Source organism: Conexibacter sp. W3-3-2 (genome assembly GCF_009707605.1).
Lineage (GTDB): Bacteria > Actinomycetota > Thermoleophilia > Solirubrobacterales > Solirubrobacteraceae > Paraconexibacter > Paraconexibacter algicola.
The window spans coordinates 291,066-318,011 of sequence record NZ_WLYW01000001.1 but is presented as its reverse complement, the minus strand read 5'-3'; the positions used below and the strand labels follow the sequence as shown (position 1 = coordinate 318,011).

The 26,946-nt window shown below is 74.9% G+C and carries 28 protein-coding genes and 1 pseudogene; 2 read left to right on the top strand and 27 right to left on the bottom strand.

Features of this window, described 5'->3' with window-relative positions; all coding sequences use genetic code 11:
- Positions 1 to 15: 15 nt before the first annotated feature.
- The 8 genes from GKE82_RS01565 to GKE82_RS27705 all read right to left on the bottom strand — a co-directional run bounded on the left by GKE82_RS01565 (position 16) and on the right by GKE82_RS27705 (position 6,581).
- Positions 16 to 186 carry a hypothetical protein gene (locus GKE82_RS01565; RefSeq protein WP_154732118.1) on the bottom strand — a complete coding sequence of 57 codons (171 nt, stop codon included), beginning with the start codon at positions 184 to 186 and terminating at the stop codon, positions 16 to 18.
- A 10-nt stretch (positions 187 to 196) separates the two neighbouring features.
- Complete coding sequence (gene mutM / locus GKE82_RS01560; protein WP_154732117.1) at positions 197 to 1,036, bottom strand: bifunctional DNA-formamidopyrimidine glycosylase/DNA-(apurinic or apyrimidinic site) lyase; 840 nt, start codon at positions 1,034 to 1,036, stop codon at positions 197 to 199.
- A gap of 18 nt (positions 1,037 to 1,054) precedes the next feature.
- On the bottom strand, positions 1,055 to 2,251 hold the full coding sequence (locus tag GKE82_RS01555) for a phosphopentomutase (protein ID WP_309233329.1): 1,197 nt from the start codon (positions 2,249 to 2,251) through the stop codon (positions 1,055 to 1,057).
- The gene (locus tag GKE82_RS01550) at positions 2,248 to 2,820 is read right to left on the bottom strand and encodes a hypothetical protein (protein WP_107570892.1); all 573 of its coding nucleotides are present in this window, start codon (positions 2,818 to 2,820) and stop codon (positions 2,248 to 2,250) included. Before GKE82_RS01550 ends, GKE82_RS01555 begins: the two co-directional genes overlap by 4 nt.
- Before the next feature lie 37 nt (positions 2,821 to 2,857).
- A complete protein-coding gene (xerD, locus tag GKE82_RS01545) occupies positions 2,858 to 3,832 on the bottom strand; it encodes a site-specific tyrosine recombinase XerD (protein ID WP_107570891.1) in 975 nt (324 codons plus the stop codon).
- A 114-nt stretch (positions 3,833 to 3,946) separates the two neighbouring features.
- Positions 3,947 to 4,624, bottom strand: coding sequence for a DUF6989 domain-containing protein (locus GKE82_RS01540; protein ID WP_154732116.1), 678 nt, complete (start codon positions 4,622 to 4,624; stop codon positions 3,947 to 3,949).
- Complete coding sequence (locus GKE82_RS01535; protein WP_154732115.1) at positions 4,621 to 5,748, bottom strand: hypothetical protein; 1,128 nt, start codon at positions 5,746 to 5,748, stop codon at positions 4,621 to 4,623. The genes GKE82_RS01540 and GKE82_RS01535 overlap by 4 nt, the downstream gene beginning before the upstream one ends.
- A gap of 20 nt (positions 5,749 to 5,768) precedes the next feature.
- Positions 5,769 to 6,581 carry an SDR family oxidoreductase gene (locus tag GKE82_RS27705; protein WP_309233327.1) on the bottom strand — a complete coding sequence of 271 codons (813 nt, stop codon included), beginning with the start codon at positions 6,579 to 6,581 and terminating at the stop codon, positions 5,769 to 5,771.
- Between the two features lie 67 nt (positions 6,582 to 6,648).
- Between GKE82_RS27705 and GKE82_RS01525 the strand changes: the two genes are divergently transcribed.
- Positions 6,649 to 7,923 (top strand): CdaR family transcriptional regulator, encoded by a 1,275-nt coding sequence (locus GKE82_RS01525; RefSeq protein ID WP_154732114.1) that lies wholly within the window; start codon positions 6,649 to 6,651, stop codon positions 7,921 to 7,923.
- A 29-nt stretch (positions 7,924 to 7,952) separates the two neighbouring features.
- Here GKE82_RS01525 and GKE82_RS01520 read toward each other — a convergent pair whose 3' ends face one another.
- The 12 genes from GKE82_RS01520 to GKE82_RS01470 all read right to left on the bottom strand — a co-directional run bounded on the left by GKE82_RS01520 (position 7,953) and on the right by GKE82_RS01470 (position 20,390).
- Complete coding sequence (locus GKE82_RS01520; protein WP_309233326.1) at positions 7,953 to 8,357, bottom strand: NUDIX hydrolase; 405 nt, start codon at positions 8,355 to 8,357, stop codon at positions 7,953 to 7,955.
- Between the two features lie 138 nt (positions 8,358 to 8,495).
- Positions 8,496 to 9,539, bottom strand: a complete 1,044-nt coding sequence (locus GKE82_RS01515; protein ID WP_154732113.1) for a DUF3866 family protein — start codon at positions 9,537 to 9,539, stop codon at positions 8,496 to 8,498.
- Positions 9,540 to 9,566: 27 nt separating this feature from the next.
- Positions 9,567 to 10,193 carry a hypothetical protein gene (locus GKE82_RS01510; RefSeq protein ID WP_154732112.1) on the bottom strand — a complete coding sequence of 209 codons (627 nt, stop codon included), beginning with the start codon at positions 10,191 to 10,193 and terminating at the stop codon, positions 9,567 to 9,569.
- A gap of 63 nt (positions 10,194 to 10,256) precedes the next feature.
- Positions 10,257 to 11,423, bottom strand: a complete 1,167-nt coding sequence (locus GKE82_RS01505) for a M20/M25/M40 family metallo-hydrolase (protein ID WP_154732111.1) — start codon at positions 11,421 to 11,423, stop codon at positions 10,257 to 10,259.
- Positions 11,424 to 11,426: 3 nt separating this feature from the next.
- Positions 11,427 to 13,109, bottom strand: coding sequence for a CTP synthase (locus GKE82_RS01500; RefSeq protein ID WP_107570883.1), 1,683 nt, complete (start codon positions 13,107 to 13,109; stop codon positions 11,427 to 11,429).
- Entirely contained in the window at positions 13,102 to 13,938 is an 837-nt protein-coding gene (locus tag GKE82_RS01495) for a hypothetical protein (RefSeq protein ID WP_107570882.1), read from the bottom strand. Before GKE82_RS01495 ends, GKE82_RS01500 begins: the two co-directional genes overlap by 8 nt.
- Positions 13,939 to 13,996: 58 nt before the next feature.
- Positions 13,997 to 14,878: a hypothetical protein gene (locus tag GKE82_RS01490; RefSeq protein ID WP_107570881.1), complete on the bottom strand. Its 882-nt coding sequence runs from the start codon at positions 14,876 to 14,878 to the stop codon at positions 13,997 to 13,999.
- Complete coding sequence (locus GKE82_RS01485; protein ID WP_107570880.1) at positions 14,875 to 15,741, bottom strand: copper transporter; 867 nt, start codon at positions 15,739 to 15,741, stop codon at positions 14,875 to 14,877. The genes GKE82_RS01490 and GKE82_RS01485 overlap by 4 nt, the downstream gene beginning before the upstream one ends.
- Before the next feature lie 32 nt (positions 15,742 to 15,773).
- Positions 15,774 to 16,967: a putative cytokinetic ring protein SteA gene (steA, locus tag GKE82_RS01480; RefSeq protein WP_107570879.1), complete on the bottom strand. Its 1,194-nt coding sequence runs from the start codon at positions 16,965 to 16,967 to the stop codon at positions 15,774 to 15,776.
- A 62-nt stretch (positions 16,968 to 17,029) separates the two neighbouring features.
- Positions 17,030 to 18,685, bottom strand: a complete 1,656-nt coding sequence (gene recN, locus GKE82_RS01475; RefSeq protein ID WP_196189013.1) for a DNA repair protein RecN — start codon at positions 18,683 to 18,685, stop codon at positions 17,030 to 17,032.
- 50 nt (positions 18,686 to 18,735) lie between these two features.
- On the bottom strand, positions 18,736 to 19,596 hold the full coding sequence (locus GKE82_RS26745) for an NAD(+)/NADH kinase (RefSeq protein WP_107570878.1): 861 nt from the start codon (positions 19,594 to 19,596) through the stop codon (positions 18,736 to 18,738).
- Complete coding sequence (locus GKE82_RS01470) at positions 19,593 to 20,390, bottom strand: TlyA family RNA methyltransferase (protein WP_154732109.1); 798 nt, start codon at positions 20,388 to 20,390, stop codon at positions 19,593 to 19,595. The genes GKE82_RS26745 and GKE82_RS01470 overlap by 4 nt, the downstream gene beginning before the upstream one ends.
- 133 nt (positions 20,391 to 20,523) lie before the next feature.
- Here GKE82_RS01470 and GKE82_RS01465 point away from each other — a divergent pair, with 133 nt between their 5' ends.
- Positions 20,524 to 20,883: an SPW repeat protein gene (locus GKE82_RS01465; RefSeq protein WP_154732108.1), complete on the top strand. Its 360-nt coding sequence runs from the start codon at positions 20,524 to 20,526 to the stop codon at positions 20,881 to 20,883.
- A 107-nt stretch (positions 20,884 to 20,990) separates the two neighbouring features.
- Here the strand turns inward: GKE82_RS01465 and GKE82_RS27700 are convergent, their stop codons facing one another.
- The 7 genes and pseudogenes from GKE82_RS27700 to efp form a co-directional block, all read right to left on the bottom strand.
- The gene (locus GKE82_RS27700; protein ID WP_230316069.1) at positions 20,991 to 21,788 is read right to left on the bottom strand and encodes a penicillin-insensitive murein endopeptidase; all 798 of its coding nucleotides are present in this window, start codon (positions 21,786 to 21,788) and stop codon (positions 20,991 to 20,993) included.
- 79 nt (positions 21,789 to 21,867) lie between these two features.
- Positions 21,868 to 22,826 (bottom strand): annotated as a pseudogene (locus tag GKE82_RS31160) (alpha/beta hydrolase).
- Positions 22,823 to 24,787, bottom strand: coding sequence for a 1-deoxy-D-xylulose-5-phosphate synthase (gene dxs / locus GKE82_RS01455; protein ID WP_154732106.1), 1,965 nt, complete (start codon positions 24,785 to 24,787; stop codon positions 22,823 to 22,825). Before dxs ends, GKE82_RS31160 begins: the two are co-directional and overlap by 4 nt.
- Positions 24,784 to 25,674, bottom strand: coding sequence for a polyprenyl synthetase family protein (locus tag GKE82_RS01450; RefSeq protein WP_154732105.1), 891 nt, complete (start codon positions 25,672 to 25,674; stop codon positions 24,784 to 24,786). Before GKE82_RS01450 ends, dxs begins: the two co-directional genes overlap by 4 nt.
- Positions 25,675 to 25,893, bottom strand: a complete 219-nt coding sequence (locus tag GKE82_RS01445; protein WP_107570871.1) for a hypothetical protein — start codon at positions 25,891 to 25,893, stop codon at positions 25,675 to 25,677. It abuts the gene before it with no gap.
- A 10-nt stretch (positions 25,894 to 25,903) separates the two neighbouring features.
- A complete protein-coding gene (locus tag GKE82_RS01440; RefSeq protein WP_107570870.1) occupies positions 25,904 to 26,332 on the bottom strand; it encodes a transcription antitermination protein NusB in 429 nt (142 codons plus the stop codon).
- On the bottom strand, positions 26,329 to 26,889 hold the full coding sequence (efp, locus tag GKE82_RS01435) for an elongation factor P (protein WP_107570869.1): 561 nt from the start codon (positions 26,887 to 26,889) through the stop codon (positions 26,329 to 26,331). The genes GKE82_RS01440 and efp overlap by 4 nt, the downstream gene beginning before the upstream one ends.
- Positions 26,890 to 26,946: the final 57 nt, after the last annotated feature.

The window sequence follows — 26,946 nt, the reverse complement described above, 5'->3', positions numbered from 1 at the left end:
CGCCCGGCGCCCCGCTCAGCCCAGCAGGATCGCGAAGATCAGCGCGCCGAGCAGCGCGCACAGCGTCAGCAGCACGGCGTCGTGGAAGCGGCGCTCGGTCGCGCGGAAGAGCGCGAGGATCAGCCCGACGAGCGGCAGCGCGGCCGCCAGGATGAAGGGGAAGGCGATCGCGATCCGCTCTCTCATGGCCGGGATCCTACGCGCGCCGGGCGCGCGGACGCGGCTGGCAGCGCTCGCACACGTACGTGCCGCGCCCGCCGACGACGAGCTTGCGGATCGTCGTGCCGCACGTGTCGCACGGCTCCCCCTTGCGGAGGTGGACGAGGAACTCGTGCTGGAAGCCGCCGTAGACGCCCTCGACGTTGCGGAAGTCGTCGATCGTCGCGCCGCCCGCCTCGAGTCCGGCGGTGAGCGCCGCGACGATCCCGTCGGCGATCGCGTCCCACTGCTTCGGGGTGATCCGGTCGACGGGCCGCAGCGGGTGCACGCCGGCCCGGTGCAGCGCCTCGTCCGCGTAGATGTTGCCGACGCCCGCGACGCGCCGCTGGTCCAGCAGGAACGGCTTGACCGGGGCGCGCCGCCCGCGGGCCTCGGCGCGCAGGCGGGTCCCGTCGAGCTCGCCGTCCAACGGCTCGACGCCGAGCCGCGGGGCCAGGAACGCCGCGAGACCGGCGTCGCCGAGCGCGAGCTCGCCGGTGCCGAACCGGCGCGGGTCGCAGTAGCGCAGCAGGCGACCGTCGTCGAGGTGCAGGCGCACCCGCTGGTAGCGCTCGTCCTCGTCGGCGTCGACGAGGAACGTGCCGGTCATGCGCAGGTGCACGAGCAGGTGGATCTCGTCGGTGAACGTCCAGATCAGGTACTTGCCGCGGCGGCCCAGCCGCTCGATCCGGCGGCCGACGAGCGCGTCGACGACCTCCTCCGGGGCGCGCGGGAGGCACCAGCGCGGATCGAGGATCTCCAGGCGCGTGAGCGTCCGTCCCTCGACGAACGGCACGAGTCCGCGGCGGATGGTCTCGACCTCGGGCAGCTCCGGCACGGACCCTCCGCGGACGGCTCAGGCGGCCGACGGGTCGACGGGGGTCACGAACGACGTGCCGGGGACCGACCGGTCGGTCGGGACGCCCAGCCAGGCCGCCGCGCTCGCCCCCACGTCCGACAGCGGGCCGTCGTGCCGGCGGCCGCCGTGGTCGGCGAAGACCGCCAGCAGCGGGGCGTGCTCGCGCGTGTGGTCGGTGCCCGGCGTGGTCGGGTCGCAGCCGTGGTCGGCGGTGAGGACGAGCAGGTCCCCGGGGCGCAGCAGCGCCAGCCACTCCCCCACCGCGTCGTCGATCGCCCGCAGCGCCGCCGCGAAGCCCGCGACGTCCTTGCGGTGCCCGTAGGTCTGGTCGGTCTCGACGAGGTTCGTCGCGATCAGGCCCGCGGGCACGTCGCGCAGCAGCGCGGTCGTCCGCTCGAGCGCGACCGCGTTCGTCGCCCCCGGGTGCGTGTCCGAGAAGCCGCGACCCGCGAAGAGGTCGGCGACCTTGCCGACCGCGTGCGTCGGCAGGCCGAGGTCGGCGATCAGGTCGACGTGGCTCGGTCCGGGCGGCTGGACGACGAGGTCGCGGCGCCCCTCGGTGCGCCGGAACCCGCCGGGCTCCCCCGTGAACGGGCGCGCGATGACGCGGCCGACCGCGTGCTCGTCGCGCATGACCTCCCGCACCCGCGCGCAGATCGCGTACAGCTCCGCCTCGGGGATGACGTCGACGTGGGCGGCGATCTGGAGCACCGAGTCGACCGACGTGTAGAGGATCAGCTCCCCGGTCGCCCGGTGGTGCTCGCCGAAGTCGTGGATCGCCGCGATCCCCTCGTACGGGGCGTTGCAGCAGCAGCGACGGCCCGCCGCCAGCTCGATGCGCCCCAGCACCGCCGGCGGGAAGCCCTCCGGGTAGGTGGGCAGCGGGGCGTCGGCGACGACGCCGAAGAGCTCCCAGTGCCCGGTCGTGGAGTCCTTGCCGGGCCCCGCCGGGTGCAGGCGCCCGTGGAGCGCGCCGGGGCGCAGCGCGGGCGGCACCCCGAGCAGGGAGCGGACGTTGCCGAGCCCGAGGCGCCCGAGCACGGGCAGCTCCAGGCCGCCCACCGCCTCGGCGAGGTGCACGAGCGTGTCGGCGTCCGCGTCCCCGTAGGCGTCCGCGTCGTCGGTCGCCCCGGCCCCGCACGCGTCCATGACGACGACGATCGCGCGCCGCGCCTCTGCGTGCCGGTCGGTCACGCGGTCGGCGCGCGGAGCTTCATCGAGCGCAGCAGCGGCCGGAAGAACGTCGCGTCCACCTGCCGGAAGCTGTCGTTCGGGGCGATCATGTCGACGACGACCTCGGCCCCGAACGCGTAGGCGTGCACGGACCGCACGGTGCGCGGCACCCCGGCGACCGTCTGCGTGGCGCGGATCTCCAGCGCCGGGTGCCCGTCGAGCTTCGCCCGGGCGCTCTTGATCGGCATGAACGAGGCGTCGCGCGCCTTGGCCGCGGCGAGCAGGTCGTTGAGGGCGCGGTCGAGCGCCTCGCGGTCCTTCGGCAGCGGCTCGGTCCGCGGGTAGCGCAGGATCGAGACGATCGCGGTGCCGCTGGAGATCGTGGAGACGACGGGCGCGGCGCCGGCCGCGACGGTCCAGCCCGCGGGGGCCACCAGCGAGAACCCGGCGCGCGGGTCGGAGATCGGGTTGTCCCCCAGGCGCTGCGTCGGCGCCCCGACCTCGGGGACCGGCGTGCGCTCGTTGCCGCACCCGGCGACGGGCACGGCGAGCAGCGCCAGGACGGCGAACAGCGGCAGCGGACGGGACATCGGCAGGCAGATTCTGCCGGACCGGCGGACGGATGCGCTAGGTGACCGGGTCCGACGGTGCCGCGGGCGCCGCGGCGGTGGCGCGCGGGTGGGCGCGGAAGTACACGTCGCGCAGGCGCTCGGCCGACAGGTGCGTGTAGATCTGGGTGGTCGCGATGTCCGCGTGGCCGAGCATCTCCTGCAGGGCGCGCAGGTCACAGCCACCGGCGAGCAGGTGCGTCGCGAACGTGTGACGCAGCGTGTGCGGGCTCATGCGGCCGTGCAGGCCGGCGGCGCGCGCGTGGCGCTGGACGATCTTGTACAGGCCCTGCCGGGTCAGGCCGGTGCCGCGCTGGTTGACGAACAGGTGCGGCTCGTCGCCGAGCCCCACGAGCACCGGGCGCGAGCGGGCCAGGTACGCGCGGGTCGCGTGGATCGCCTCGCGGCCGATCGGCACGAGCCGCTCCTTGTTGCCCTTGCCGCGGGCGCGCAGGACCCCGGCGTCGAGGTCGACGTCGCGGACCTCCAGGCCGACCGCCTCGCTGGCGCGCAGGCCGCACGCGTACATCAGCTCGAGCAGCGCGCGGTCGCGCAGCGCGCCCGGGGTGCTGCCGCGCGGCGCGGCGAGCAGCTGGGTGATCTCGTCGCGGCTGAGGACCTGCGGCAGCTTCTGCGACTTCTTCGGGGCGCGCAGCTCGGCGGTGGGGTCGCTCTGCAGGAGGTTCTCGCGACGCAGGTGCCGGTAGAACGAGCGCAGGCACGCGGCCTTGCGCTGGATCGTCGCGGGCGCGACGGGCGGGCGGCCCTCGCTGCCGGTGGCGAGGTCGTGCAGGAAGCCGGAGAGGTGCTGGTGCTCGGCCTGCAGCACCCCGACGCCGATGCGGCCGAGGTAGGCGCCGAGCTGCAGCAGGTCGCTGCGGTACGCCTCCAGCGTGTTGCGCGACAGGCCGCGCTCGAACTCCAGGTAGGCCAGGAAGTCGAGGACGTGGTGCTCGAGGGCACGGTCGACGGGCGGGGCGGGAGCGAGAGCCATGACGTCCCGGGGTTCCACCTCGGCGGCCGCGGTCCTCGCCGGTGCAAGCCGCGCTGCGCCGCGCACGATCCCGTGCAGGCCGCCTTCCGGGCCGCGCGACCCGCTAGGGGCCGGTCAGACCGTGACGGTGAACGACGCCACGTCGATGAGGAAGTAGGCGGTCACCGCGGACCCCGTGTAGGCGGCGCTCACCAGCCCGGCGACCGCGGCGCGACGCCCCAGCCGCCGGATCCCGGTGCTCGTCGCGGAGCGGTCGGCGGCGACCGCGAGCGCCGCCGCCGCGCCGAGGACCGCCTCCGCCGGGAGCACGTAGAGCGCGACCCCGGCGACCTCGCTCGCGCGGCCGGTGGGCTCCCAGATGCCGATCGTCGGGGCCAGCAGCTCGGCCCCGGCGAAGATGCCGAGCGCGAGCCCGGCGGCCCGGCCCGGCCGGCCGTCCGCCCCGATGACCGCGACGGCGAGCGGCACGACCCACAGACCCGCCATCGCGAGCGTGATCGTGTCCCCGAGCCGCGGGCCGCCGATCGGGTCGAACTCGAGCGTGCCGACGAGCCCGGCGAGCACCCAGTCGGGCAGCACCTGCAGCACCGAGACGGGCAGCAGGACCGCCCAGACGGTCACCCAGTCGTCCCGGCCGACCGCCCGGGCCGCGAGCGGCAACGCGACGTTCGCCGCGACGACGACCGCGAGCACCAGCCAGCCGCGCGCCGGCGCGTCGAGCTGGGTGCTGAGCGCGATCCCGGCGGCGAGCAGCCCCAGCAGGCCGCCGACGACGCGCAGCTCGCGGCTCACCGCCGCGGCTCGATCGTCCCGTAGTCCATGCCCCCGTGCTGGTACGTGGCGCGGATCGGCCACTGCAGCCGCACGTTCGTGAGCTCCGAGGACGGGATCACCTGCCGCCAGCGCTCGTCGCGCGGCGACGGGTCGGCGAGCGTCTTCTCGAGCACCATCGAGTCGTACTGGTCCTGCGGGTCCTCGAGCGTGTTGGCGTTCGGCACGACCTCCCGGCCGTAGAACTCCGCGTAGCGCCGCACGCCCGGGATCCGAGACCGGTCGGGCTGCCAGTTGTCCAGCGAGACGCCGTTCTCGGAGCTGACCCAGACGCCGTCGGGGGTGTTGACGACGAGCGAGTGGTTGCCGTCGGTGTGGCCGGGCGTCCAGACGATCGCGACCCCGATCCCGAGCTCGACCGAGCCCTCCAGCCGGCCGAACCGCTCGGTCTGCGCGTGCTCGAGCGCCCCGGGCACATACCAGGCCCACTGCATCGGATGGAGGTCCTCGAGCGTCGCGATCTCGCGGTCCTGGGCGAGCACGAGCGCGTTGGGGAACAGCGGCGCGCGCGGCGCGGTCTCCCCCGGGATCGGCGCGGTGGTCCCGAGGATCATCCGGGCGTCCTGGACGTGCAGGTGGTCGAAGCTCACGTAGTCGACGTCCTCGGCCCGAAGGCCGCAGGCGCGCAGGGCGCCGTCGGTGTCGTTGCGGTAGCGGGCGAAGACGTTGTCGGCCAGCCAGTCGCCGCGCGGCACGCGGTCCAGGAGCGCCCGGGTCTGCCGGTAGAACGGCGCCTTGGCCGACCCCTCCGGGACGGTCGGCTCCCACACGAGCGTGCGCGGCACGCCGTGGAAGTCCTCGTACTGCACGATGACCATGCGGTTGGTGATGAAGATGTAGGGCACCGGCAGTGGCACCGCGTTGTGGAACGCGAACCCGGTCGGGTACGGGGCGACGACGAGGTCGACGCTGCGCACGCCGAGCACCTCGCCCTGGGCCTTGAACCGCGCCTTGAAGGTCTCCGCCCCCTCGCGCAGCGCCGCGAGACGGCGGCCGCGCGGCCAGACGGCGCGGGCCTCGTCGAGCTCGGAGATCGGCCGCAGTCCGGCGGCGTCGAGGGTCGGGGTGGCGACGGTGATGGCCATGGTGGTCCTCCGGGTCGGGATCAGCGGGGGTGGCGGTCGGCGAACGCGCGCTGGCGGCGCCGGGCGTCGGCGACGATCGCGGGAAGCAGGTGGGCGGCGGCACCCGGGAACGCGGCGCCGACGCGCAGCACGCCGCGCCAGCGCGGGTGCACCCGCACCATGCGCGGGCGGTCGAGCAGCCGCACGGCGACGTCGGCGACGTCACCGGGCTGCATCATCCCGCCCTGCCACGACGGCCAGGCGTCGGGGTCGCGGGCGAGGTCGTGCAGCATCGGGGTCCACATGCCGTCGGGGCACAGCGCGCTGACGTGCACGCCGCGGTGCCCGGTGATGCGGAGGTCCAGGGCGGTGCCGATCGAGTAGGCGAGCGCGGCGTGCTTGGTGGCGCCGTACACGGTCTCGTGCGGGGCCGGGGTGATCCCGGCGGTCGAGACGACGTTCAGCACGTGGCCGGTCCCGGCGGGCAGGAAGCGCCGCAGCGCGGCCGTGGTGCCGTTCATCGTGCCGTGGAGGTTCACGTCGACGAGCAGCCGGCGACGCTCGTGCTCGGTGCTCCAGGCGGGACCGACGGCGAGCACGCCCGCGTTGTTGACCCAGACCCCGAGGTCGGGGAGGTCCTCGGCGAGCGCCAGACACGCCTCGGCGTCCGCCACGTCGAGGCGCACCGCGCGGCCGCCGAGCTCGTCGGCGAGCGTCGCGGCGGCGCCGTCGTCGAGGTCGGCGATCACGACGTGGTGGCCCCGGGCGGCCAGCCGCCGGGCGATCTCTGCGCCCAGCCCCTTGGCACCGCCGGTGACGACGGCGCTGGACCGGGAGCTGACGGACGGGGACACGGCTCGATCGTCGCCACCCGCGAGCCCCGACCACTGTGATCCGGTCACAACGGATACGGTGTCCGTTGTGAGTCCGTCGGTTCCGCTCGCCACCCAGGCCGCCGCCGACCGGGCGCTCGTCGCCGTCGCCGGCCAGCTGCTCGACGACGCCGACGCGGTCGCCGCGGTGCTCGTCGAGGCGCTGCTGCGCGAGGTGCCGGAAGTCTCCGGCGATCCGCTGAGCACGGAGGAGACGCGCCGGTCGGTGCGGGCCGCGCTCGTGCTGCTCGTCGGGGCGTGGCGGCGCGGCGCACCGCCGGAGCGGGTCGCCCCGCCCCCCGAGGTCCAGTTCCAGATCGGCGTGATGGCCCGCGACGGCATCCCGATCGGGGCGCTCCTGCGGATCGGGCAGGTCGCCCACGGCGCGTTCGCCGACGTGTGGGACGAGCGCCTCGCCGGGCTCGGCCTGCGCGCGGAGGTGCTCGCGGTCGCGATGCGCCGCGCCCACCAGCTGACCTTCCAGTGGTTCACCGGCCTGACGCGGCAGCTGTCGGCCGTGTACGAGGCCGAGCGCGAGCGGCTCGCGCGCACGCCGGAGCGCGTGCGGCGCGAGGCCGTCGACGCCGCGCTCAGCGGCCGCACCGTGGACGTCGACGCGCTGAGCCGCACGGCGGCCTACGAGTTCCGCCGCCGCCACGTCGGCCTCGTGCTGTGGCGCGACGCCCCGGTGCTCGACGGGGTGCCCGCCGTCGCCGACCCGCAGCCGATCTTCGCCGGGGTGTCCCGCGCGGTCGCCGACGCGCTCGGTGCCGCCCCGCCGCTGGTGGTGGCCGCCGCCAGCGGCGTGGCGTGGGCGTGGATCGCGCTGCGCGACGACCCCGACCCCGCGGAGCTGCGCGACGCGCTCGAGGTGGCCTGCCCGCCGGAGCTGTCGATCGCCCACGGCGACCCGGCCCCCGGCCTGCCGGGCTTCCGCGCCACGCACGAGGACGCGCTGGCCGCCGCGGGGATCGCGATGGGCAGCGCCACGCCACGCGACCGGGTCGTGTCGTTCGCGGCGGTCGAGCTCGTCGCGCTGGCCGGCGGCGACCGGGCGCGGGCGCGGCGGTTCGTGGCCCGCCATCTCGGGCCGCTCGCGGCGGCGGGCGCCGAGCCCGCCCGGCTGCGCGCCACGGTGCGCGTGCACCTGCAGGAGCACGAGCACCGTGGTGCGACCGCCGCCCGGCTCGGCGTGCACCCCAACACGGTCAGCAACCGGGTGCGCGCGGCGGAGGAGCTGATCGGCCGGCCGCTGCGCGAGCGGTCGCTGGAGCTGCGCGTGGCGCTCGAGCTGCGCGAGCAGCTCGACGCCGACTTCGGGTGAGCGCGCCGTACGGGCGCCGGTGGTCGCGGTCAGGCGTGGGCGGCGCGCTCGGCCTTCAGCCAGAGCAGCGCGACGAGCGTCTTCGAGTCCCGCGTGGCGGCGATCGCGCCGTCGAGGTCGTCCAGCGGCCAGGCGACGAGCTCGATCCGCTCGTTCTCGCCGGAGTCCTCGAACGGCACGTCGCGCAGGCCGGTGGCCCGGTAGATCGTGACGACCTCGCCGAGCACGCCGACGGCGGCGTACATGTCCTTGAGGTGCTCCCAGTGGTCGGCGGCCTTGCCGATCTCCTCGGCGAGCTCGCGCTTGGCGCACTCCAGCGGCGGCTCGCCGTCCTTGTCGCGGCGTCCGGCGGGGATCTCCAGGACGTCGGGGTCGCCGACCGCCTCGCGGGGCTGCCGCACGAGGTGGACGACGTCGTCGTCGACGGCCAGCACCGCGACGGCCCCGGGATGGGTGATGACCTCCCGCTCGACGGTCTCCCCCGTCGGGGTAGCGGAACCGGTCGCGGCGGACCGAGATGATCCGGCCCTCGTAGATCAGCTCGCCGCCGACGTGCTCGAAATCGCGCTCGCTCACGGGGTGATCCTCGCAGCCAGGGCGGCGCCACAGGCGAGCGCCGCCGCGAAGAACGGCGCGTCCTCGTCGATCGAGCGGCCCATCGTGCGGGCCGGCAGGCCGCTCGCCCGGTAGCCGTCGAGGTCCGTCTCGAGCTCGGTGACCGTGTGGCCGAGGCCGGTGACGCGCGCCACGGGCAGGACGCCGTCGGCATCCGGGGTGCGTGCGGGCCCCACCGGCAGCGCGACCTCGACGGGCGCCAGCAGCAGCCGCAGGACGGTCGCGGTGTGGTGGCTGAGCCCCTGGTGGCGCGGCCGCGGGTCCCCGCTGCTCATCCGCGCGCAGAGGACGACGCGGCAGCCGAGCGCCAATCCCGTGTGCGCGCTGTCGAGCGCGATCAGGCCGCCGTGGCCGAGCGCGCTGCCGGAGCCGAGGATGCCCGGGCCGGGACCGACGACGGCGGCGTCCCAGCCGAGGTCGTGCAGGCCGTGCTGGAGCGCCCCGGCGGTGGTGATCGCCTCGCCCTGCCCGCCGAACGCGGGCGCCGCGGTGAGGTGGCCGGCGAGCAGGCCCTCGTCGAGCATCCGGGCGACGACGCGGGAGTGCCCGCCCGGCAGCGCACCGCCCGCGGTCTGGACGTAGCCCAGGCGCCCGCCGGGGGCCGTGCGGGAGAACGCCCAGGCGATCGGCGCGAGCTGGCCGTGCAGGCCGAACACCGCGGCGGGCCGGCCGAGCGGGACGTGCAGGTCCTCCCCCTCGACCGGGAGCACGGCGTGCTGCAGCGACGTGTAGTTCAGCTTCATCACGTGCGCGCCGGGCACGCCGGACCGGCCGAGCCCGCGCGTGAGGTTCACGTGCAGGACGTCCGCCCCGCCGCTGCCGAGCGCGAGGTCGACCGCCTGCGTGTTGACGACGACGTCGTCGCCGGCGGCCGTCTCGCCGTGCAGCGCGACGTCCCCGAAGGCGCGCCGTTCGCGGCCGTCGATCTCGACGGTGAACGCCTGCTGGGTCCCCTCGGGGGGATCGGCGTGCAGGACGGTGCCGCGGCGCAGGACGAGCATCGCGGCGACCCTACGGGATCGCGCCGCTCAGGCCGCGCGCCCGCGGCGGGCGTGTCCGCGGCGGTCCGCGCGTGCCGCGGCGCGCGCGGCCGCCCGGCGCTCGGCGCGACCGGGCCGGCCCGCACGCGCCCCGCCGGGGGCGACCGCGTCGCACGCCTCGCAGCGGGCGGGCTCGAGCGTCGCGGCGGTCTGGGACAGCAGCGGGCCGACGTGGTCGAGCGCGTCGAGCGGCACGAGCATCGCGACCGGCGTGCCCGCGAGGACGACGAGGGCCTCCTCGTCCCGCACGTCACGCACGTCGTCGGCGAGGTGGACGAGCAGCAGCGTGGCCGGCCCGTGCTCGGGCGGCTGGTGGTCGGCGGCGTCGGCGGGCATCGCGAGGCCCTCCGGGTCGGGCGGCCCCGCCTCCCGGAGCACCTCGTCGGGGTCGGGGACCGGGTAGGGGCAGCCGCAGACGAAGCAGCGCGGGTCGTGCCCGGCCTGCCCGCGCCGGCGCAGCGACGCGCGGAGCATCCGCAGGCCCGAGGCGACGTCGTGCGCGGGGCCGTCGATCCGGATCCGCGCGATGTCGTTCCAGCAGTAGAGCGTCGCCACGCCGGGCTTCGCGATCGGTCGGCACTCGTGCGTGCCCGGGGTGAGGATGGCGAACCACATGGGCGCACCCAAGCACCGCTCGGGCGCGCCGGCGGCCGCCGTCACGCGATCAGGGGTGCGCTGTCACGCTTCCGGCGCGAACCGGGGGTCCGCCGCGGCGTCGAGCAGCGCGAAGGTGAGGTCGAGCATGTCCTCGAGCGCCTGGTCGCTGACGCGCTCGGAGGTCTGGTGGTTGCGCTCGGTGCCGTTGGCGAGGTTCACGAACGGCGGCCCGCCGGCGGCGATGATCGCGTTGGCGTCGGTGCCGCCCCCGGTGACGATGTGGCGCGGCGCGTAGCCGCACGCGCGCAGCGCCTCCTCGGCGATGCGGACCGCGGGCAGGTCGGGCGCCTGCCGGTAGCCGGCGAAGAGGCGGGCGACCTGCAGGTCCAGGTCGCACGGGGCGTCCGGGTCGTTGGCGGCGTCGTGGAACGCGTCGACGACCTGCCCGACGACCTCCTCCGCCCGGGCGGCGTCCAGGGAGCGGACCTCAGCGAGCACCGTGGCGTGCTCCGGCACGACGTTCGTCGCCCCGGCGGGCCCGCCGCGCACGTGCCCGGCGTTCGCGGTGGTCTGGTCGTCGAGCCGGCCGTGCGGCATCGCGACGATCGCCCGGGCCGCGGCCCGGACCGCGCTGCGCCCCGTCTCGGGACGGATCCCGGCGTGGGCGGCGGCACCGAGGAAGTGGCCCTCGATCCGGTAGTAGGTCGGGGACGCGAGCGCGATCTCCCCGATCGGGGACGCGTGGTCGTAGACGTAGCCGAGGTCGCAGCGCAGCGTCGAGACGTCGAACGCCGAGGCGCCCAGCAGTGCGGTCTCCTCCCCGGCGGTCAGCAGCAGCTCGACGCCGACCGGGGCCCCCTCGGCCACCAGCCGACGCGCCGCGACGAGCAGCACGGCGAGCGCGGCCTTGTTGTCGGCCCCGAGGATCGTCTCCCCCGCGCTCTCCCACCCCCCGTCCACCCGGACGGGCTCGACGACCCCGTCGTGCGGCACGGTGTCCAGGTGCGCGCACAACCCGACCGACCGGTCGGTCGGGTGCGCCGCGGGGATCCGGACCAGCAGGTTGCCGCTGCCCAGGCCCGTCTCCGCGGCCGTGCCGTCCTCGTGGACCGCGAGGCCCAGGCCGGTCAGCTCGGCCGTCACGCGGTCGGCGATCGCGCGCTCCTCGCCCGTCACCGAGCGGATCGCGCACAGCTCGCCGAAGAGCGCGTGCAGGCGCTCGCGCTCGGCCGCGTCGGCGCGCCGCACGGCTCAGGCCGGGTGCGCGGCGGAGCCGCGCGAGACCTGCACGTCGCCGTCCGGGTGCTCGGACCGCGCACGGCCCATGGCGGCGCCGACGAACTCGCGGAACAGCGGCGCCGGACGCTCCGGGCGGGACTTGAACTCCGGGTGGTACTGGGACGCCACGAAGAACGGGTGGTCCGCCAGCTCGACCACCTCGACGAGCCGCTCGTCGGGCGACGTGCCGGACACGACGAGCCCGGCGGCCTCGAGCCGCTTGCGCAGGCTGATCGACACCTCGTAGCGGTGGCGGTGGCGCTCGTAGACGACCGCCTCCCCGTACAGCTCGCGGGCGCGCGTGCCCTCGTGCAGCTTCACCGGGTCGGCGCCGAGGCGCATCGTGCCGCCGAGGTCCGCGACCTCCTTCTGCTCGGGCAGGAGGTCGATCACGGGCCACTCGGTCTCGATGTCGAACTCGGTCGAGTTCGCGCCCGGCATGTCGGCCACGTGCCGCGCGAACTCCGCGACCGCGATCTGCATGCCCAGGCAGATGCCCAGGTACGGGATCCGCTGCTCGCGCGCCACGCGCGCCGCGCGGATCTTCCCCTCGACGCCGCGGCCGCCGAAGCCGCCGGGCACGAGGATGCCGTCGTGGTCGCCCAGGCGCTCGCGCGCCACGGCGTCGTCGGTCAGCGTCTCCGAGTCGACCCAGTCGAGCTCGATCTTGCCGCCGTGCAGGATCCCCGCGTGGCGCAGCGCCTCCGCGACCGACAGGTACGCGTCCTCGAGCTGCACGTACTTGCCGACGAGCGCGATCCGCACCGGCTGCGTCGCCTGCTTGGCGCGCTCGACCACGGCCTCCCACTCGGCCAGGTCCGCGTCGCGCGGCGGCACGATGCCGAGCTGGTCCATGACGAACGTGTCGACGCCCTGGTCGTGGTACCAGAGCGGCACCTCGTAGATGTCGCTGACGTCCTTGGCGGAGACGATCGCCTCGACCGGCAGCGACGCGAACAGCGCGATCTTCTTGCGGATGTCCGACGAGAGCTCCGACTCCGACCGGCACAGGAGCATGTCGGGCTGGATCCCGATGCGACGCAGCTCGTTGACCGAGTGCTGCGTCGGCTTCGTCTTCAGCTCGCCGGCGTGCCCGATGTACGGCACGAGCGTCAGGTGCATGAACAGGCAGTTGCGCCGGCCCACGTCGACCGGGAACTGGCGGATCGCCTCGAGGAACGGCAGCGACTCGATGTCGCCGACGGTGCCGCCGATCTCGGTGATGACGACGTCGACGTCCGAGGTCTCCGCGATCAGCTTGATCCGGTTCTTGATCTCGTCGGTGATGTGCGGGACGACCTGGACGGTGCCGCCGAGGTAGTCGCCGCGGCGCTCGCGCCGGATGACCGAGTTGTAGATGCCGCCGGCGGTGACGTTCGAGGCGCGCGACGCGTTCGTGTCGGTGTAGCGCTCGTAGTGGCCGAGGTCGAGGTCCGTCTCGGCGCCGTCCTCGGTCACGAAGACCTCGCCGTGCTGATACGGCGACATCGTGCCCGGGTCGACGTTGATGTACGGGTCGAACTTCTGCAGGCCGACCGTCAGGCCGCGGGAGACGAGGATGCGCCCGATCGACGCGGCGGCGATCCCCTTCCCGAGCGACGACACGACGCCGCCCGTGACGAAGATGTACCGGGTCTTGGATGTGGTGTCAGGCACGGTGCACTCTCCCGAGCGAGTCTAGGTGACGGAATCCTGGGGTGCGTTCGACGAACGCGGAAATTGAGCGGAATTCGCCGTACGCGGTCAGCGCCAGCAGGACGGCGGCGGCGAGCAGCAGCCCGGAGGTCGAGTCGAGCGTGCCGACGAGCCAGACGCCGGCGGCCGCCCCGATGGCGTTGGAGCCCGTGTCGCCGAGCATGCCCCGCTCGCGCAGGTCGAAGAGGCCGCAGACGACCACGACCGCGGTGAAGGTGGACATCCCCTGCAAGAGCGCCTCGTCCCACGCCAGCACGGCGCAGCCCGCGACGACGAGCAGGTACGCCTTCACCGCGCGGCCGGGGCGCAGGTCGACGAGGTTGAAGAGGTTCGTCGCGAGCGTCAGCACGAGCGCGCTCGCCAGCCAGCGGGCGTCGTCGTCGCCGTAGGCGCCGTACGTCGTCCCCAGCGCCAGGCCGGCGATCCCGACCGCCTTCAGGGCGCCGGTGGAGAACTCGCCGCGCAGCGTGGCCCGCAGGTGGCCGCGCAGGCCCCGCGAGGCGCTCGAGAACGCGTCGTCGGCGAGCCCGAGGACCGACACGAGCACCGGGAACACGAAGCCGCTGAGGGCCAGCACCTCCGGGTCGGCGCCGAGCACGACCGCGGCGCAGAGCGGCACGAACGCCACCGACAGGGCGGCCGGGAACAGCAGGCCCAGCGGGCACGGCAGCGGCACGCCTCGGTAGTTGGTGACCGTGAAGCCCCCGTCGGCGAGGCTCCGCAGCAGCGGGCCGGCGATCACCGCCGCGACGGCGGCGGCGATGACGAACGACACGAGCAGCTCCGGCACGGACGGGCAACCTAGCTGAGGGCGCGGACGACCCGCCCTGCGGCCCGCCCGGGATCGCTCAGGAGCCGGGGCGCGGCGGCTCCCACCCGGCGGGCGGGCGGGGCGGCGGCGGCAGGTCGGTGAAGCCGGGCGGCTGCCAGGGCGCCTCGGGGGCGCGGAAGGCGTCGTCCTGCGACGGTGCGGTGCCCGGCCCGGCGCCGGACGGCCCATCGGCCGCACCGACCCCGGTCGAGCGGGCGACGAGCGTGAAGAACAGGACCGTCGTGGCGAGCGCCTGGAAGGAGAGCGTGAACGGCTCGACGATGATCGCGGCGATCAGCAGCGGCAGCGCGCTGTCGCTGCTCTCGGCCAGCCCGACCGCCGGCAGCGTGGCGATGCCGCCGACGATGCCCGCGAGCAGGTTGATCACCAGCAGGACGCCGAGCGTCCACCAGGCGTTGCCGCGCACGAGCTCGAACGAGCGGCGCAGCGCCTCCCCGCCGGTGCGGCCCTCGACCGCGACCACCTGCGCGGCGACCGCCAGGTGCGTCAGCAGGTAGATGCCGGGGATGATCAGCGCGAGGAAGCCGAGGATCGTGACGAGGCCGGCGAGCACGACGACGACCAGCAGCGGGGTGAAGACGTCCAGGCCCTCGCGGACCGCCTCGCCCGCGGTCGGGGTCCGTCCCTGCTCGATCGCGAGGATCGCGCGGACCTGCATCGCCGTGATCAGCGGCACGGTCACCAGCGCGGAGACGGCGCTGGGCACGAGCGTCTCGGCGGCGGAGGGACTCTCGTCGTAGCCGGCGGTGAGCTGCCCGAGGCCGATCCCGCCGACGATCAGGTCGACCGGGATGACGACCCCGGCCGCGAGCAGCAGGAACAGCCCCAGGTGCGCGCGGTAGAGCGCGAAGGACGTGTCGAGCAGCTGTCCCAGCGAGCGGTCGCTGGTGAGGTTCATGGTGTTCCTCCCACCACGTCGGGCAACAGGGCGTCGGCGCTGTCCTTGATGCCGAAGGTCCCCTCGGCTCCGGCCAGGGTCAGGACGAGCCCGGCCCGGCCCTCGATGCGGTCCAGCGCGTCGACGCTGGACAGGTCACGGTCCTCGTACCAGCCGATCTGGGACGGGTCGGCGTCGGAGTCCTCCGCGCCGACCACGCGCATCGCGGTCTCCCGCAGGCCCTGCACGAAGCCCTCCTCGAACCCGGCGCGGGTGCGCTCCGGCGCGCCCTCGAGCTTCGGCGGGCGGCGGATCAGGACGACCATCGTGACGTCGTCGAGGGAGCCGTTGAGGGTGCGGAAGAGCGTCGGGCGCAGGCGGCCCAGCAGCTCGCCGCCGGAGACCAGCTGGACGCCCATGCGGACGCCGAGCGCCTGCGCGAGGTCCTCGTCGCCGACCGCGAGGTTCTCGTAGCGGGTGTCGGCGGCGCGCTGGGCGAGCTGCGGCACGTCCAGCGGCTCGCGCACCACGCCGACCGCCACGACCCGGCCGCCGGTGTCCTCCAGGGCGGTGCGGACGTCGTCGGCGAGGTCCTCGGAGCCCTCCCCCAGGAAGAGCACGGCGACGCGCTGCCCGAGCAGCCGGTCGGCGACGAGCGGCGCGTACACCTCGGAGGCGAACCGCTGGCTCTCGGCGACGTCGGCGCGCAGCTCGTCGGCACGCCGGTTGGCGTCGGCGACGTCGGAGCGCAGGTTCGAGCGCAGCTGGCGCTCGGCGCTGGAGACGAGGCCCTCGTCCCCGATCGCGACGCCGAGGAGCAGCCCGATGAGCAGGGCGACGAAGACGGCGACGAGCGAGAGCGCGTGGTAGCGGAAGTCGAACACGAGGCGGCCGGGAGGCTAGCGATCGGAGGTGGTCACAGGTCGAAGCCCAGCAGGACGCGGAGCTTCAGCCACAGCAGGTCGGCGACCTCGCGCAGCCCGGGCGTGAGCAGCACGACCGCGACGAGCGTCACGAACCCGGTGAGCAGGACGAGCCAGATCGGGGCGGCGCGCGGCAGCGGCCGGTACAGCCGGCTGACGCCCTTGGCGTCGACGATGATCTCGCCGAGCCGCAGGCGGGTGAGGAACGTCGAGCTCATCCCCCGCCGGTTCTTGTCGAGGAACTCCATGAGGTTGAGCTGGGCGCCGACCGAGACGATCAGCTCCGCGCCCTTCTCGGCGGCGATGAGCATCGCGACGTCCTGGCTCGTGCCCGGGGCCGGTACGACCTTGTGCGCGAGCCCGAGGCTCTCGAGGTGGTCGCGGCCGGGCGCGCGGCCGTCGCTATAGGCGTGGACGACGAGCTCGGCGCCGCAGCGCAGCGTGCGCTCCTGCGCGGAGTCCATGTCGCCGACGATCATGTCGGGGCTGAAGCCCGCCTCGAGGATCGCGTTGGCGCCACCGTCGACCCCGACGAGCACGGGCTTGACGTCGCGGATGTACGGCCGCAGCGCCTGCAGGTCGGACTGGTGGTCGACGCCGCGCACGACGATCAGCGCGGGCCGGTCGCGGAAGTCGGTGTCGAACCGGGGCAGCTCGATGCGCCCGGAGAGCAGCTCCTGCTCCTCGACCATGTGCTCGATCGTGTTGCGCGCGAACGCCTCGAGCGCCTCGCCGATGTCGGCGCGCGCCTGCTCGTTGGCGGCCCGGACGTCGGCGGGCTCCTGCACGGTCCCGGTGGCGACGACCTCGCCGTCGATGAGGACGGTGCCGCCGCGGACCTCGATCGGGTCCCCGTCGTCGACCGCGTCGAAGATCCCGTCGCCGTCGAGGTCCACGAGGTGGATGCCGGCCTGGACGAGCAGCAGGGGTCCCATGTTCGGGTAGGTGCCGCTGCTCGACGGGCGGCAGTTGAGGACCGACACGACGCCGGCGGCGATGAGGTCCTCGGCGCCGACGCGGTCGAGGTCCTTGTGGTCGATCACCGCGACCTCGCCGGGACGCAGGCGCTTGACCAGCATCTTCGTCTTGCGCCCGCGGCGCACGGGCCCGCGCACCACCCGCACCCCGGAGGGGTCGGGCGAGCCGCCAACGGGCTGGGATCCGGTCGACCGGCGGCGCAACGCCATTGCGCGCGAGTCTACGGCGCGCCCCCGTCGGGTCGCCGTCCGCGGTCCCTCCCGCGGGCCGCTCAGGCGGCCTTCAGCAGCTCCTTGGCGTGCCGTCGCGCGGCGACGTCGTCGGCCTCCGCGCCGAGCATCCGGACGAGCTCGCCGACGACCTCGCGCTGCTCGAGCGTCCGCACGGTGGTGCGCGCGGGCTCGACGCTGACGTCCTTCTCGATCGAGAAATGCCGCGCGGCCAGCGACGCGATCTGCGGCAGGTGCGTGATGCAGACGACCTGGCGCCCGGCCCCGAGCTCGCGCAGCTGCTCGCCGACCGCCCGGGCGGTGACGCCGCCGATGCCGGCGTCGACCTCGTCGAACACGAGCGTCGCGCCCGACCCGTCGTTGGCGACGCCCATGATCGAGAGCATCACGCGGGAGAGCTCGCCGCCCGAGGCGATGTCGCGCAACGGGCCGGCGGGCACGCCGGGGTTTGCCGCGATCCGGAACTCGACCGCGTCGGCGCCCGTGGCGGTCGGCTCGCGCTCGGTGACGACGACCTCGAACCGCGCGGCCTCCATCGCCAGCGCCCCGAGGCGCTCGCGCACGGCCTGCGCGAACAGCGGAGCCTGCGCCTCGCGGGCGGCGCGCAGCTCGCGGGCGCGGGTGTCGAGCTCGGCCCGGGCGGCGTCGAGCGCCGCGGTCGCGTCCTCCATCGCCACCTCGGCGCCCTGGAGCTCGTCGCGGCGGGCGCGGCAGGTCGCGGCGTGCTCGAGCACCGCCTCGATCGACCCGCCGTACTTGCGCTGCAGCCGGTCGAGCACCGTGAGCCGCTCCTCGGTCGCCTCCAGCGCCTCCGGGTCGGCGTCGAGGCCGTCGACGTAGCGGCGCAGCTCGCCCGCCACGTCCTGCGCCTCGTAGCCCAGCGCCCGGACCCGCTCGGTCAGCCGGTCGAGCTCGGCGTCGACGCCGCCGACGCCCTCCAGGCCGGCCGCGCCGCCGCCGAGCAGCGACACGACCCCGTCGCCGTCCTCGGGCGCGAGCGCGTCCGCCGCCTCGTGCGCGGCCAGCCGCAGCGCCTCGACGTGGCGCAGGCGCTCGCGCGCGCCGCGCAGCTCGGCGGCCTCGGCCACGTCGGGCGCGGCCGCCTCGATCTCCGCGAGCTCGAACTGCAGCAGGTCGAGCTCGCGCTCCCGGGCGCCCGCGACCTCGCGCAGCTCCTCCAGCCGCCGCTCCAGGCCCCGGGCCCGGGCGTGGACCGCGCCGAACGCGGCCCGGCGCTCGAGGTGCTCGGGCCCGCAGGCGCTGTCGAGCAGGTCCAGCTGCGCGGTCGCCAGCGTGAGCTTGCGGTGCTCGTGCTGCCCGTAGAACGAGATCAGGCCGGCCGCGATCTCCTGCAGGTCGGAGACCGTCGCGGTCCGCCCGCCGACGTAGGCGCGGGTGCGCCCCTCCGCGCTCACGCGGCGCGCGAGCACGAGGTCCTCCGCGTCCTCGGGCAGCCGGTCCCCGATCGTCGCGCGCAGCGCGTCGGGCAGGTCGAAGACCCCCTCGACCCACGCCTCGGACGCCCCCGGGCGCACGATGCCCGCACGGGCCTTGCCGCCGAGCAGCAGGTCGAGCGCGTGCGCGAGCACGGTCTTGCCCGCGCCGGTCTCCCCGGTCAGGACGTTGAGGCCCGCCGTGAGCCGCAGCTCGGCCCGCTCGATCAGGAGGAGGTTCTCGACGCGGAGTTCGTGGAGCACGCCGCCGAGTGAACCACCGGCCACGGACGGAACCGGGGCGAACAGACGTTCTAGGAGGAGAGGCGGCCGAACTTCTCCCGCAGGCGGCGGTAGAAGCTCGTGCCGGGCAGCTGCGCGAGGTCGGCCGCCTCGCGCACGAACCGGGCGGTGATCCGCTGCCCGGGGCCGAGCTCGCCCACGGGCCGGCCGTCCACCGAGAGGTCGACCGCGCCGAGCGAGCGGTTGAAGATCGTCAGCTCGTCGTCGGGGGCGACCACGAGCGCCCGGGCGGTCAGCGAGTGCGGCGCGATGAACGAGACCGCGAAGCCCTCGACGCCCCAGGCCATCACGGGGCCGCCGTTGGCGAGGTTGTAGCCGGTCGAGCCCGCCGGGGTGGCGACGACGAGGCCGTCGCAGCGGACGCTGCCGACCTCCTCGCCGTTGCTCGCGTAGGCGAGCGTCGCGACCCGCTCCCCGACCTTGCGATGGATCGAGATGTCGTTGATCGCCGCCTGCGGGCCACCGGGCAGCTCCAGTGCGATCGCCGGGAGCGTCAGCGTCTCGAAGTCGCCGCGCAGCGCCTGGCGGAACGCCTCCGCGCCCCCGTCGTCGTCGGGGTCGACGGTCGCGAGGAAGCCGACCTCGCCGAAGTTCACGGCGAACACCGGGACGCTCGTGCCGGCGTAGCGCCGCAGGGCGCGCAGGATCGTGCCGTCGCCGCCGAGCACGATGCACAGCTCGACGTCGTCGATCAGCGGCGCGTCGACCGCGACGACGTCCTGGGCGGCGAGGTGGTGCTTGCGGGTCTCGTCGGGGTCGAAGCGCAGCAGCACCCCGGCCTCGCGCGCGACCTGGACGAGCGTGTCGAGCACCGAGCCGGTCTGCACGGGCCGCTGGTGCGTGAGCACGGTGACGGAGCGGCGCGGGGTCACGGCTCGACCTCCCGGGCGGCCGCCTCGAGGTCGGTCACGGCCCCGTCGCGGCCCGGCTCGGCGAGGTGCACGAACGTCTCGCGGTTGCCCTTGGGGCCCGGCAGGCCGGAGGACGCGAAGCCCAGGACGGTGGCGCCGGAGCCGTCCCGGGCGGCGGCGGCGACGGCGACGAGCGCGGCGCGCCGGTCGTCGGCGTCGCGGACCACGCCGCCCTTGCCCAGGCGCTCGCGGCCGACCTCGAACTGGGGCTTGACCATCGCGAGGACGTCGTGGCGCGCCGGGTCCAGGCAGGCGAGGACCGCCGGCAGGACCTTCGTCAGCGAGATGAACGAGACGTCGCAGACCACGAGGTCGGGAGCGTACGGCAGCTGGTCCGGGGTCAGCGCGCGGGCGTTGGTGCGCTCGACGACCGTGACCCGCTCGTCCGTGCGGACGTTCCAGTGCAGCTCCCCGTAGGCGACGTCGAGCGCCACGACGTGGGCGGCGCCGCGCTGCAGCAGGCAGTCGGTGAACCCGCCCGTGGAGGCGCCGACGTCGAGCGCCCGGCGCCCGGCGACCTCGATCGCCCGAACGTCGAGCGCGTTGGCGAGCTTCACGCCGCCGCGGGACACGTAGCGCGGGGCCTCGTCGACGGTGACGACGGCGTCGTCGGGGACGAGCTGGCCGGGCTTCTGCGCGCGGGCGCCGTCGGTGCCCAGCCGTACCTCGCCCGCCATCACCGAGGCGGCGGCGCGGCTGCGCGACGCGAACAGGCCGCGCTCGTGGAGCAGGGTGTCCAGGCGGACCTTGGGCATCGGCGTGCGACACCGTAGCGCCGAACCCGCGCCGCCCGTGCAGCGGGACGCCCAGCCCGGGGCGAACGGCCGTTCGGGTGTGTGCCTGGTGTCACAGACGAACGTCCGTCCGCCCGCCACGATCCGGCGGCAGATGACCGCGTTCCGCCTCATCCCCCTCCAGGCCCACGGCGCCCTCGAGATGCTCGTCGGCATCCTCACGATGGTCGCGCCGTTCGCCCTCGGGTTCGACCCGGCGGGCACCGTCCTGGCGGTCGTGGTCGGCGCGGCGCTGGTCGGCCTCGCGCTCGGCTCCACCACCGACGAGCGCGGTGTCCCGGCCGTCCCGGTCGCCACGCACCACGCGGCGGACTACGGCCTGGCGATCGGCGTCGGCGGCGCGGCCCTCGTGCTCGGCGTCGCCGGGGACGCGGTCGCGGGCTTCACGCTCGCGGGCATCGCGGCGCTGCAGCTCGCGCTGAACCTCAGCACCCGGTACAGCGCGCGCGCCTGACCGGCACACAGACTTCCCTCAGAGATCCACGCACGACCCACATAGCAGTATCTCTCCTCCCCGAAAGCGGCCCGCCTCCCAGCGGGCCGTTTTCTTGCCCGGGCGGGCTAGCGTCCGCCGACGCCGTCGGGGTCCGGGATCCGCACGTGGAGGTGGTCGTCGTGGTGGGGCAGCTTCGACACGCGACCCTTCGGTCCGCGCAGGCGGACGTTGCGCCCGACGAACACGAACTCCGCGCCGCGCGCGAGGAAGCGGTCGACGAGGTCCTGGCTGAGCCGCCGGTCGACCTGGGAGGCGCGCGCGGCCTCGATCGGGAGCCGGTCCTTGCGGGGGTAGTAGATGTCCACGTCGAGGCCGTTCTGGTGCGAGGCGTGCCCCAGCCCGCCGTAGCGCTGGTCGAAGATGCCGCCGCGCGGGCGGCTGAGGTCGCCCACGAGGATCGGTGGCGACTCCGGGTGCGCGGCGCGGTGCTCGGCGAGGACCTGGAGCACGGTGGCGACGAGGACGTCGGTCCCCCACCGCCGCCAGGCGCGGCTGGGGCTGCGCTGCAGCGGCGCGTCCCAGGTGCGGTGGCCGGGGCCCTGCGCCGGGAGGAGGACGCCGTTCTCCAGCCGGCCGTCGCGGAACGGGCGGCCGACGGCGCGGGACGCGGGCGCGGTCCCCATGGAGGGCGGGGTCGGGACCGGGGTCGGGGTGGCGGCGGGCGTGGGCGCCGGGACGGCCGGGGCCGGGGCGAGGGCGGGCGGCAGCGGCGTGGCGCGGGCGACCACGGAGCCCGACGGGGCGGCGGTCCGCGCGGTAAGGCCGGGCGGACGCAGGCCGTCGCTGCGCTCGGTCACCGCGGCGACCGCGGCCCCGGCGCCGAGCACCACGGAGGCGAGGAGGAGCAGGAGCGGTCCGCGCATCGGTCCTGCAGGATGCCGGATGCGACGGTCGTCGCGCGCCGCCCGCAACGGCGACGCGGACGCGGGCGACGGCCGCGACTCAGCCGAGCAGGCGGCGGGTCTCGCGGCCGAGGTCTTCGAGGAGCACGAGCGCCTCGTCGACCGCGCCACCCCAGCGCAGGAACCCGTGCGCCATCCCGGCGTGCACGCGCGTGGACGCCTCCACCCCGGCCTCCTGCAGGCGCTGCGCGTAGCGCAGGCCGTCGTCGCGCAGCGGGTCGATCTCCGCGACGGCGACGTACGCGGGCGCGAGGTCGGCGAACGAGGCGGCGGCCAGCGGCGCGAAGTCGGGGTCCCGCAGCCGCGCGCCGGCGTCGCCGCCGGCGTACGCGTCGAGGAACCAGCGCATCTGGTCGGCGCGCAGCATGTCGCTGTCGGCGTGCTCCGTGAACGACGGGCTCGCCCCGGTCGGGTCGAGCGCCGGGTAGACGAGCACCTGGCCGTGGAGCGCGAGGCCGCCGTCCCGCGCGCGGCCGCGCACGCGGCGGCGAGGTTGCCGCCCGCGCTGTCGCCGCCGACGGCGACGCGGCCCTCCTCGATGGCGAGCATCTCGGCCCCGTCGGGCCCGGCCGCCCAGCGGACCGCGCTCCACGCGTCGTCGAGACCGGCGGGGAACGGGTGCTCGGGCGCGAGCCGGTAGTCGATCGAGAGGACGGCGTGCCCCGAGGCGGCGCAGATCGCGCGGCAGGCGGGGTCGATGCCCGCGAGGTCCCCCATCACCCAGCCGCCGCCGTGGAACCACACGAGCACCCCGGCGGGGCCGTCGGCGAGGTCCTGCGGCAGGTAGTAGCGGGCGGGGATGCCCTCGGTGTCGGGTCCGTCCTGGCGAGGCACGCGGAGGTTCTGGACGTGCGCGACGTCCTCCGGGGGCCCGCCGAGCGCCCGGGCGGTCTCGGCGTAGCCGGCGCGTAGCGTGTCGAGGTCCAGCGGCCCGTCCGTGGGGGCGGTGACGAGCGCGGCGACCTGCGGGTGCAGGCCGCCGCCGGGGCCGGCGCTCATGCGGTGCCGACGGGCGTCCCGGTCGACGCGCCGATCGCCTCGAGGACGCGCCGGGCCACCGCCTCGCCGGTGAAGCCGATCTCCTCGTGCAGCAGGGCGGGCTTGCCGTGGGTGATGTAGCGGTCGGGCACCCCGATCCGCAGGATCCGCGCGTCGGCGCCGGGCGTGGGGTGCTCGTTGAGGGCCTCCCAGACGGCGCTGCCGAAGCCACCGGCGAGCACGCCCTCCTCGAGGGTGACGAGCAGCTCGTGGTCGGTGGCGAGCCGCGTGGCGAGCTCGAGGTCGATCGGCTTGGCGAACCGCGCGTCGGCGACGGTGACCTCGAGTCCGTGCTCGTCGCGCAGCCGGTCGGCCGCGTCGAGCGCCTTCTGGACCCCGGTGCCGTAGCCGAGCAGCGCGACCCGGGTGCCCTCGCGCAGGACCTCGCCGCGACCGATCTCGATCGGGCGGATCTCCTCGGGGGTGGGCAGCGGCACGCCGACGCCCTCGCCGCGCGGGTAGCGCAGCGCGATCGGGCCGTCGTGCAGCAGCGCGGTGCGCAGCATGTGGCGGAGCATCGCCTCGTCGCGCGGCGCCATGCAGACGATGTTCGGCAGCGACCGCAGGTAGGCGATGTCGAAGACGCCGTGGTGGGTCGGGCCGTCGTCGCCGACGAGCCCGGCGCGGTCCATGGCGAGGACGACGTTGAGCTCCTGCAGGCAGATGTCGTGGACGATCTGGTCGTAGGCGCGCTGCAGGAACGTCGAGTAGATCGCGGCGACGGGCTTGACGCCCTCGAGCGCGAGGCCGGAGGCGAACAGCAGCGCCTGCTGCTCGGCGATGCCGACGTCGAAGTAGTGCTTGGGCTCCGCCTTCTGGAGGATGTTGAGGCCGGTGCCGGAGTTCATCGCGGCGGTGATGCCGACGACCCGGCGGTCACGGCGGACCTCCTCGACCATCGCGTCGCCGAAGACCTTCGTGTACTGCGGCGGGGCGGGCTTGGCGTCCGCCGGGGCGGGCTTGGCGGCGACGGGGCTGCCGTTGGCGATCGACTTGGGCTTGGCGGCATGCCACTGCTCCATGCCCTCGAGGCCGCCCTCCTCGGCGGGGGCGAAGCCCTTGCCCTTGACGGTCGCGACGTGCACGACGACGGGCCGCTCGGCGGCGAACGCCTGCTTGAGCGCGACGCGCAGCGCGCGGACGTCGTGGCCGTCGATGACGCCCATGTACGCCCAGTCGAGCTCCTCCCAGAGCAGGCCGGGAGCCCAGAAGGCCTTGATCGACTCCTTGAACTGCGGGCCGAGCTTCTCGATCGCGGCGCCGAGCCCGCCGGGCAGGTCGACGAGGTTCTTCTCCATGCCCTCGCGCGCGTGCCAGAGCTTGGGGTGCAGCCGCACGCGGTTGAAGTAGCGGGAGAGCGCGCCGACGTTCGGCGAGATCGACATGCCGTTGTCGTTCAGGACGACGACGAGCGGGGTGCCGAGGCCGCCGGCCTGGTGGATCGCCTCGAACGCGACGCCACCGGTCATGGAGCCGTCGCCGATGACGGCCGCGACCTTGCCGACCTGCGGCTTCTGGCCGCGCAGGAGCATGCCCTCCTTGAGCCCGACGCCGTAGCCGATCGAGGTCGAGGCGTGGCCGGCGCCCATGATGTCGTGCTCGGACTCGAACGTGGCGCAGAACGGGGCGAGGCCCCCGTACTGGCGGATCGTGTGCAGCTCGTCGCGACGGCCGGTCAGGATCTTGTGCGGGTACGCCTGGTGGCCGACGTCCCAGAGGATCTTGTCGCGCGGCGAGTCCAGCAGCGAGTGCAGCGCGACGGCGAGCTCGCACGTGCCGAGGTTCGCGCCGAAGTGGCCGCCGATCTCGCCGACGGTGTCGATGATGTGCTCACGGACCTCCTGCGCGACCTGCGCGAGCTGCTCCTCGGTGAGGCCGTGGAGGTCCTGGGGGCGGTCGATGCGGTCGAGGATGCGAGTCATGCGGTCCTGGTCAGGATGAAGTCGGTGATCTGCTCGAGCTCGTCGGCTCGTCCGTCGTGGGCGGCGGCCGCCGTGGCGAGCGTCGTCCGGGCGTCCTGGTGGCAGCGGGCTGCGAGCTCCCGCGCGCCGTCGAGGCCGAACTCCGACACGTACGTGCGCTTGCCGTGTCGTTCGTCGCTGCCCTGGGGCTTGCCCAGGTCCGCGTCGGTCCCGGTCACGTCGAGGATGTCGTCGACGATCTGGAAGAGCACTCCGATCTCGGTGGCGTACTGGCGATAGGCCATTGTCGCAGGTTCCTTGATGCCTCCTAGAAGCAGTACGCCGACGACCGAGGCGCCGATCAGGCGGCCGGTCTTCAGGGCGTGAAGGGCGCGGAGCTCCTGCGCGGTGGTGGCGGTGCCGGCGACGTCGATGTACTGCCCGCCGACCATCCCGTCGACCCCGGTGGCGGCGGCGAGCTCGGCGGCCGCCGCGATGACGTCGGCGGGGTCCATCGCCCCGACGGCGGTGGTGCTGCGCAGGAGCAGGTGGAACGCCTCGGCGTAGAGCGCGTCCCCGGCGAGGATCGCGACGTCCTCCCCGTACTTGACGTGGCAGGTCGGGCGGCCGCGACGCAGGTCGTCGTCGTCCATCGCCGGCAGGTCGTCGTGGATCAGCGAGTAGGTGTGGACGAGCTCGAGCGCGGCGGCGTACGGGAGCACGGCCTCGTGCGGCAGGCCGACGGCGCGCGCGGTCGCGAGCGCGAGCACCGGCCGGATCCGCTTGCCGCCCGCGAGCAGGCTGTAGCGCATGGCCTCCTGGAGCCCGTCGGTGCCGCCGGGCGGCGCGAACGACAGCCCCTCCAGGTAGGCCTCGACCTCGTCGCGCAGCGCGTCCGGGTAGCCCATCTAGAGCAGCTGGTCCTGACCGGGGAGCGGCTCGGAGGCGGCGACGCGGGCGAGCCGCTCGAGCTCGGCGGAGGCCTGCGAGGCGAACGTGGCGCACTGCTCGACGACGGAGGCGGCCTGGTCGGGGTCGAGCTCGCCGGTGCGCAGCTGGTCGGCAGCGGTCTCGAGCCGCTCGATCAGCCGGTCGAGCTGTTCGTGGGTGTCGGGCGCCTCGCTCATCGCGTCCCGATCATCCCGCATCGCCGTCGGCGTCGGCGGGCGCGGCGCGGTGCTCGCGCAGCGCGGCGTCGAGGATGCCGTTGACGAACGACGGGGCCTCGGCCCCGCAGAACGTCTTGGCGGTCTCGACCGCCTCGTCGATCGCGCCCTCGGCCGGGATCGGCTGGTCGCCGGGCGCAGCGTCGGGGTGGAGCATCTCGAGCAGCGCGACGCGGAGGATCGCCTTCTCCAGCGGGGCGATGCGGTCGACGGTCCAGCCGGTGGCGTGGCGCTCGACGATCGCGTCGAGCTCCTCGGCGTAGTCGGCGGTCGCGTAGGCGAGTGCGCGCGTGAACTCGCTGGCGTCGCGCTCGAAGACGTCGTCGAGCTCGCGGCCGGTGAGCTCGTGCTGGTAGAGCGCGAAGACCGAGGCGCGCCGCTGGTCGGAGCGGCGGCTCACACGCGGGACATGTACTGGCCCGTCTCCGTCTGGACCTTCACGCGGTCCCCGACGTTGACGAACAGCGGCACCTGGATCTCCGCACCGGTCTCGACCGTCGCGGGCTTGTTGCCGCCACCGGAGGCCGTATCGCCGCGCAGGCCCGGCTCGGTGTGCGTGATCTCCAGCTCGACCGAGGCGGGCAGCTGGATGTCCGCGGGCTGGCCGTCGATGAACAGCAGGTCGACCGTCTCGTTCGGCTTGACCCAGCGGAGCTTGTCGCCCAGCGCCTTCTCGGGGATAGCGGTCTGCTCGAACGTCTCGGCGTCCATGAAGTGCGCGTCGGCGCCGTCCGAGTACAGGAAGGTCTCCTTGCGGGCCTCGGTGCGGACGCTGCGGAACTTCTCGCCGGCGCGGAAGGTCTTGTCGATGATGTTGCCGTCGGTGGTGCGGCGGAGCTTCGTGCGCACGAACGCGGGCCCCTTGCCCGGCTTGACGTGCTGGAACTCCACGACCTTGTAGATGACCCCGTCAACCTCGATGTGGTTGCCGTTCTTGAGCTGGTTGGTGCTGATCACGGTCCCCAGAGCGTAGTGCCGCGCGGCGTGTCGTGACGACCGGTCCGTGTGCGGGCT

What these genes read in the sequence shown, in the direction of transcription:
- GKE82_RS01565 (WP_154732118.1), bottom strand. Translation starts at nt 186, where the DNA reads ATGAGAGAGCGGATCGCGATCGCCTTCCCCTTCATCCTGGCGGCCGCG.
- GKE82_RS01550 (WP_107570892.1), bottom strand. Translation starts at nt 2,820, where the DNA reads ATGTCCCGTCCGCTGCCGCTGTTCGCCGTCCTGGCGCTGCTCGCCGTG.
- xerD (WP_107570891.1), bottom strand. Translation starts at nt 3,832, where the DNA reads ATGGCTCTCGCTCCCGCCCCGCCCGTCGACCGTGCCCTCGAGCACCAC.
- GKE82_RS01535 (WP_154732115.1), bottom strand. Translation starts at nt 5,748, where the DNA reads ATGGCCATCACCGTCGCCACCCCGACCCTCGACGCCGCCGGACTGCGG.
- GKE82_RS01515 (WP_154732113.1), bottom strand. Translation starts at nt 9,539, where the DNA reads ATGCTCGTCCTGCGCCGCGGCACCGTCCTGCACGCCGATCCCCCCGAG.
- GKE82_RS01510 (WP_154732112.1), bottom strand. Translation starts at nt 10,193, where the DNA reads ATGTGGTTCGCCATCCTCACCCCGGGCACGCACGAGTGCCGACCGATC.
- GKE82_RS01490 (WP_107570881.1), bottom strand. Translation starts at nt 14,878, where the DNA reads ATGAACCTCACCAGCGACCGCTCGCTGGGACAGCTGCTCGACACGTCC.
- steA (WP_107570879.1), bottom strand. Translation starts at nt 16,967, where the DNA reads ATGGCGTTGCGCCGCCGGTCGACCGGATCCCAGCCCGTTGGCGGCTCG.
- GKE82_RS01470 (WP_154732109.1), bottom strand. Translation starts at nt 20,390, where the DNA reads ATGCCCAAGGTCCGCCTGGACACCCTGCTCCACGAGCGCGGCCTGTTC.
- GKE82_RS01465 (WP_154732108.1), top strand. Translation starts at nt 20,524, where the DNA reads ATGACCGCGTTCCGCCTCATCCCCCTCCAGGCCCACGGCGCCCTCGAG.
- GKE82_RS27700 (WP_230316069.1), bottom strand. Translation starts at nt 21,788, where the DNA reads ATGCGCGGACCGCTCCTGCTCCTCCTCGCCTCCGTGGTGCTCGGCGCC.
- dxs (WP_154732106.1), bottom strand. Translation starts at nt 24,787, where the DNA reads ATGACTCGCATCCTCGACCGCATCGACCGCCCCCAGGACCTCCACGGC.
- GKE82_RS01450 (WP_154732105.1), bottom strand. Translation starts at nt 25,674, where the DNA reads ATGGGCTACCCGGACGCGCTGCGCGACGAGGTCGAGGCCTACCTGGAG.
- GKE82_RS01445 (WP_107570871.1), bottom strand. Translation starts at nt 25,893, where the DNA reads ATGAGCGAGGCGCCCGACACCCACGAACAGCTCGACCGGCTGATCGAG.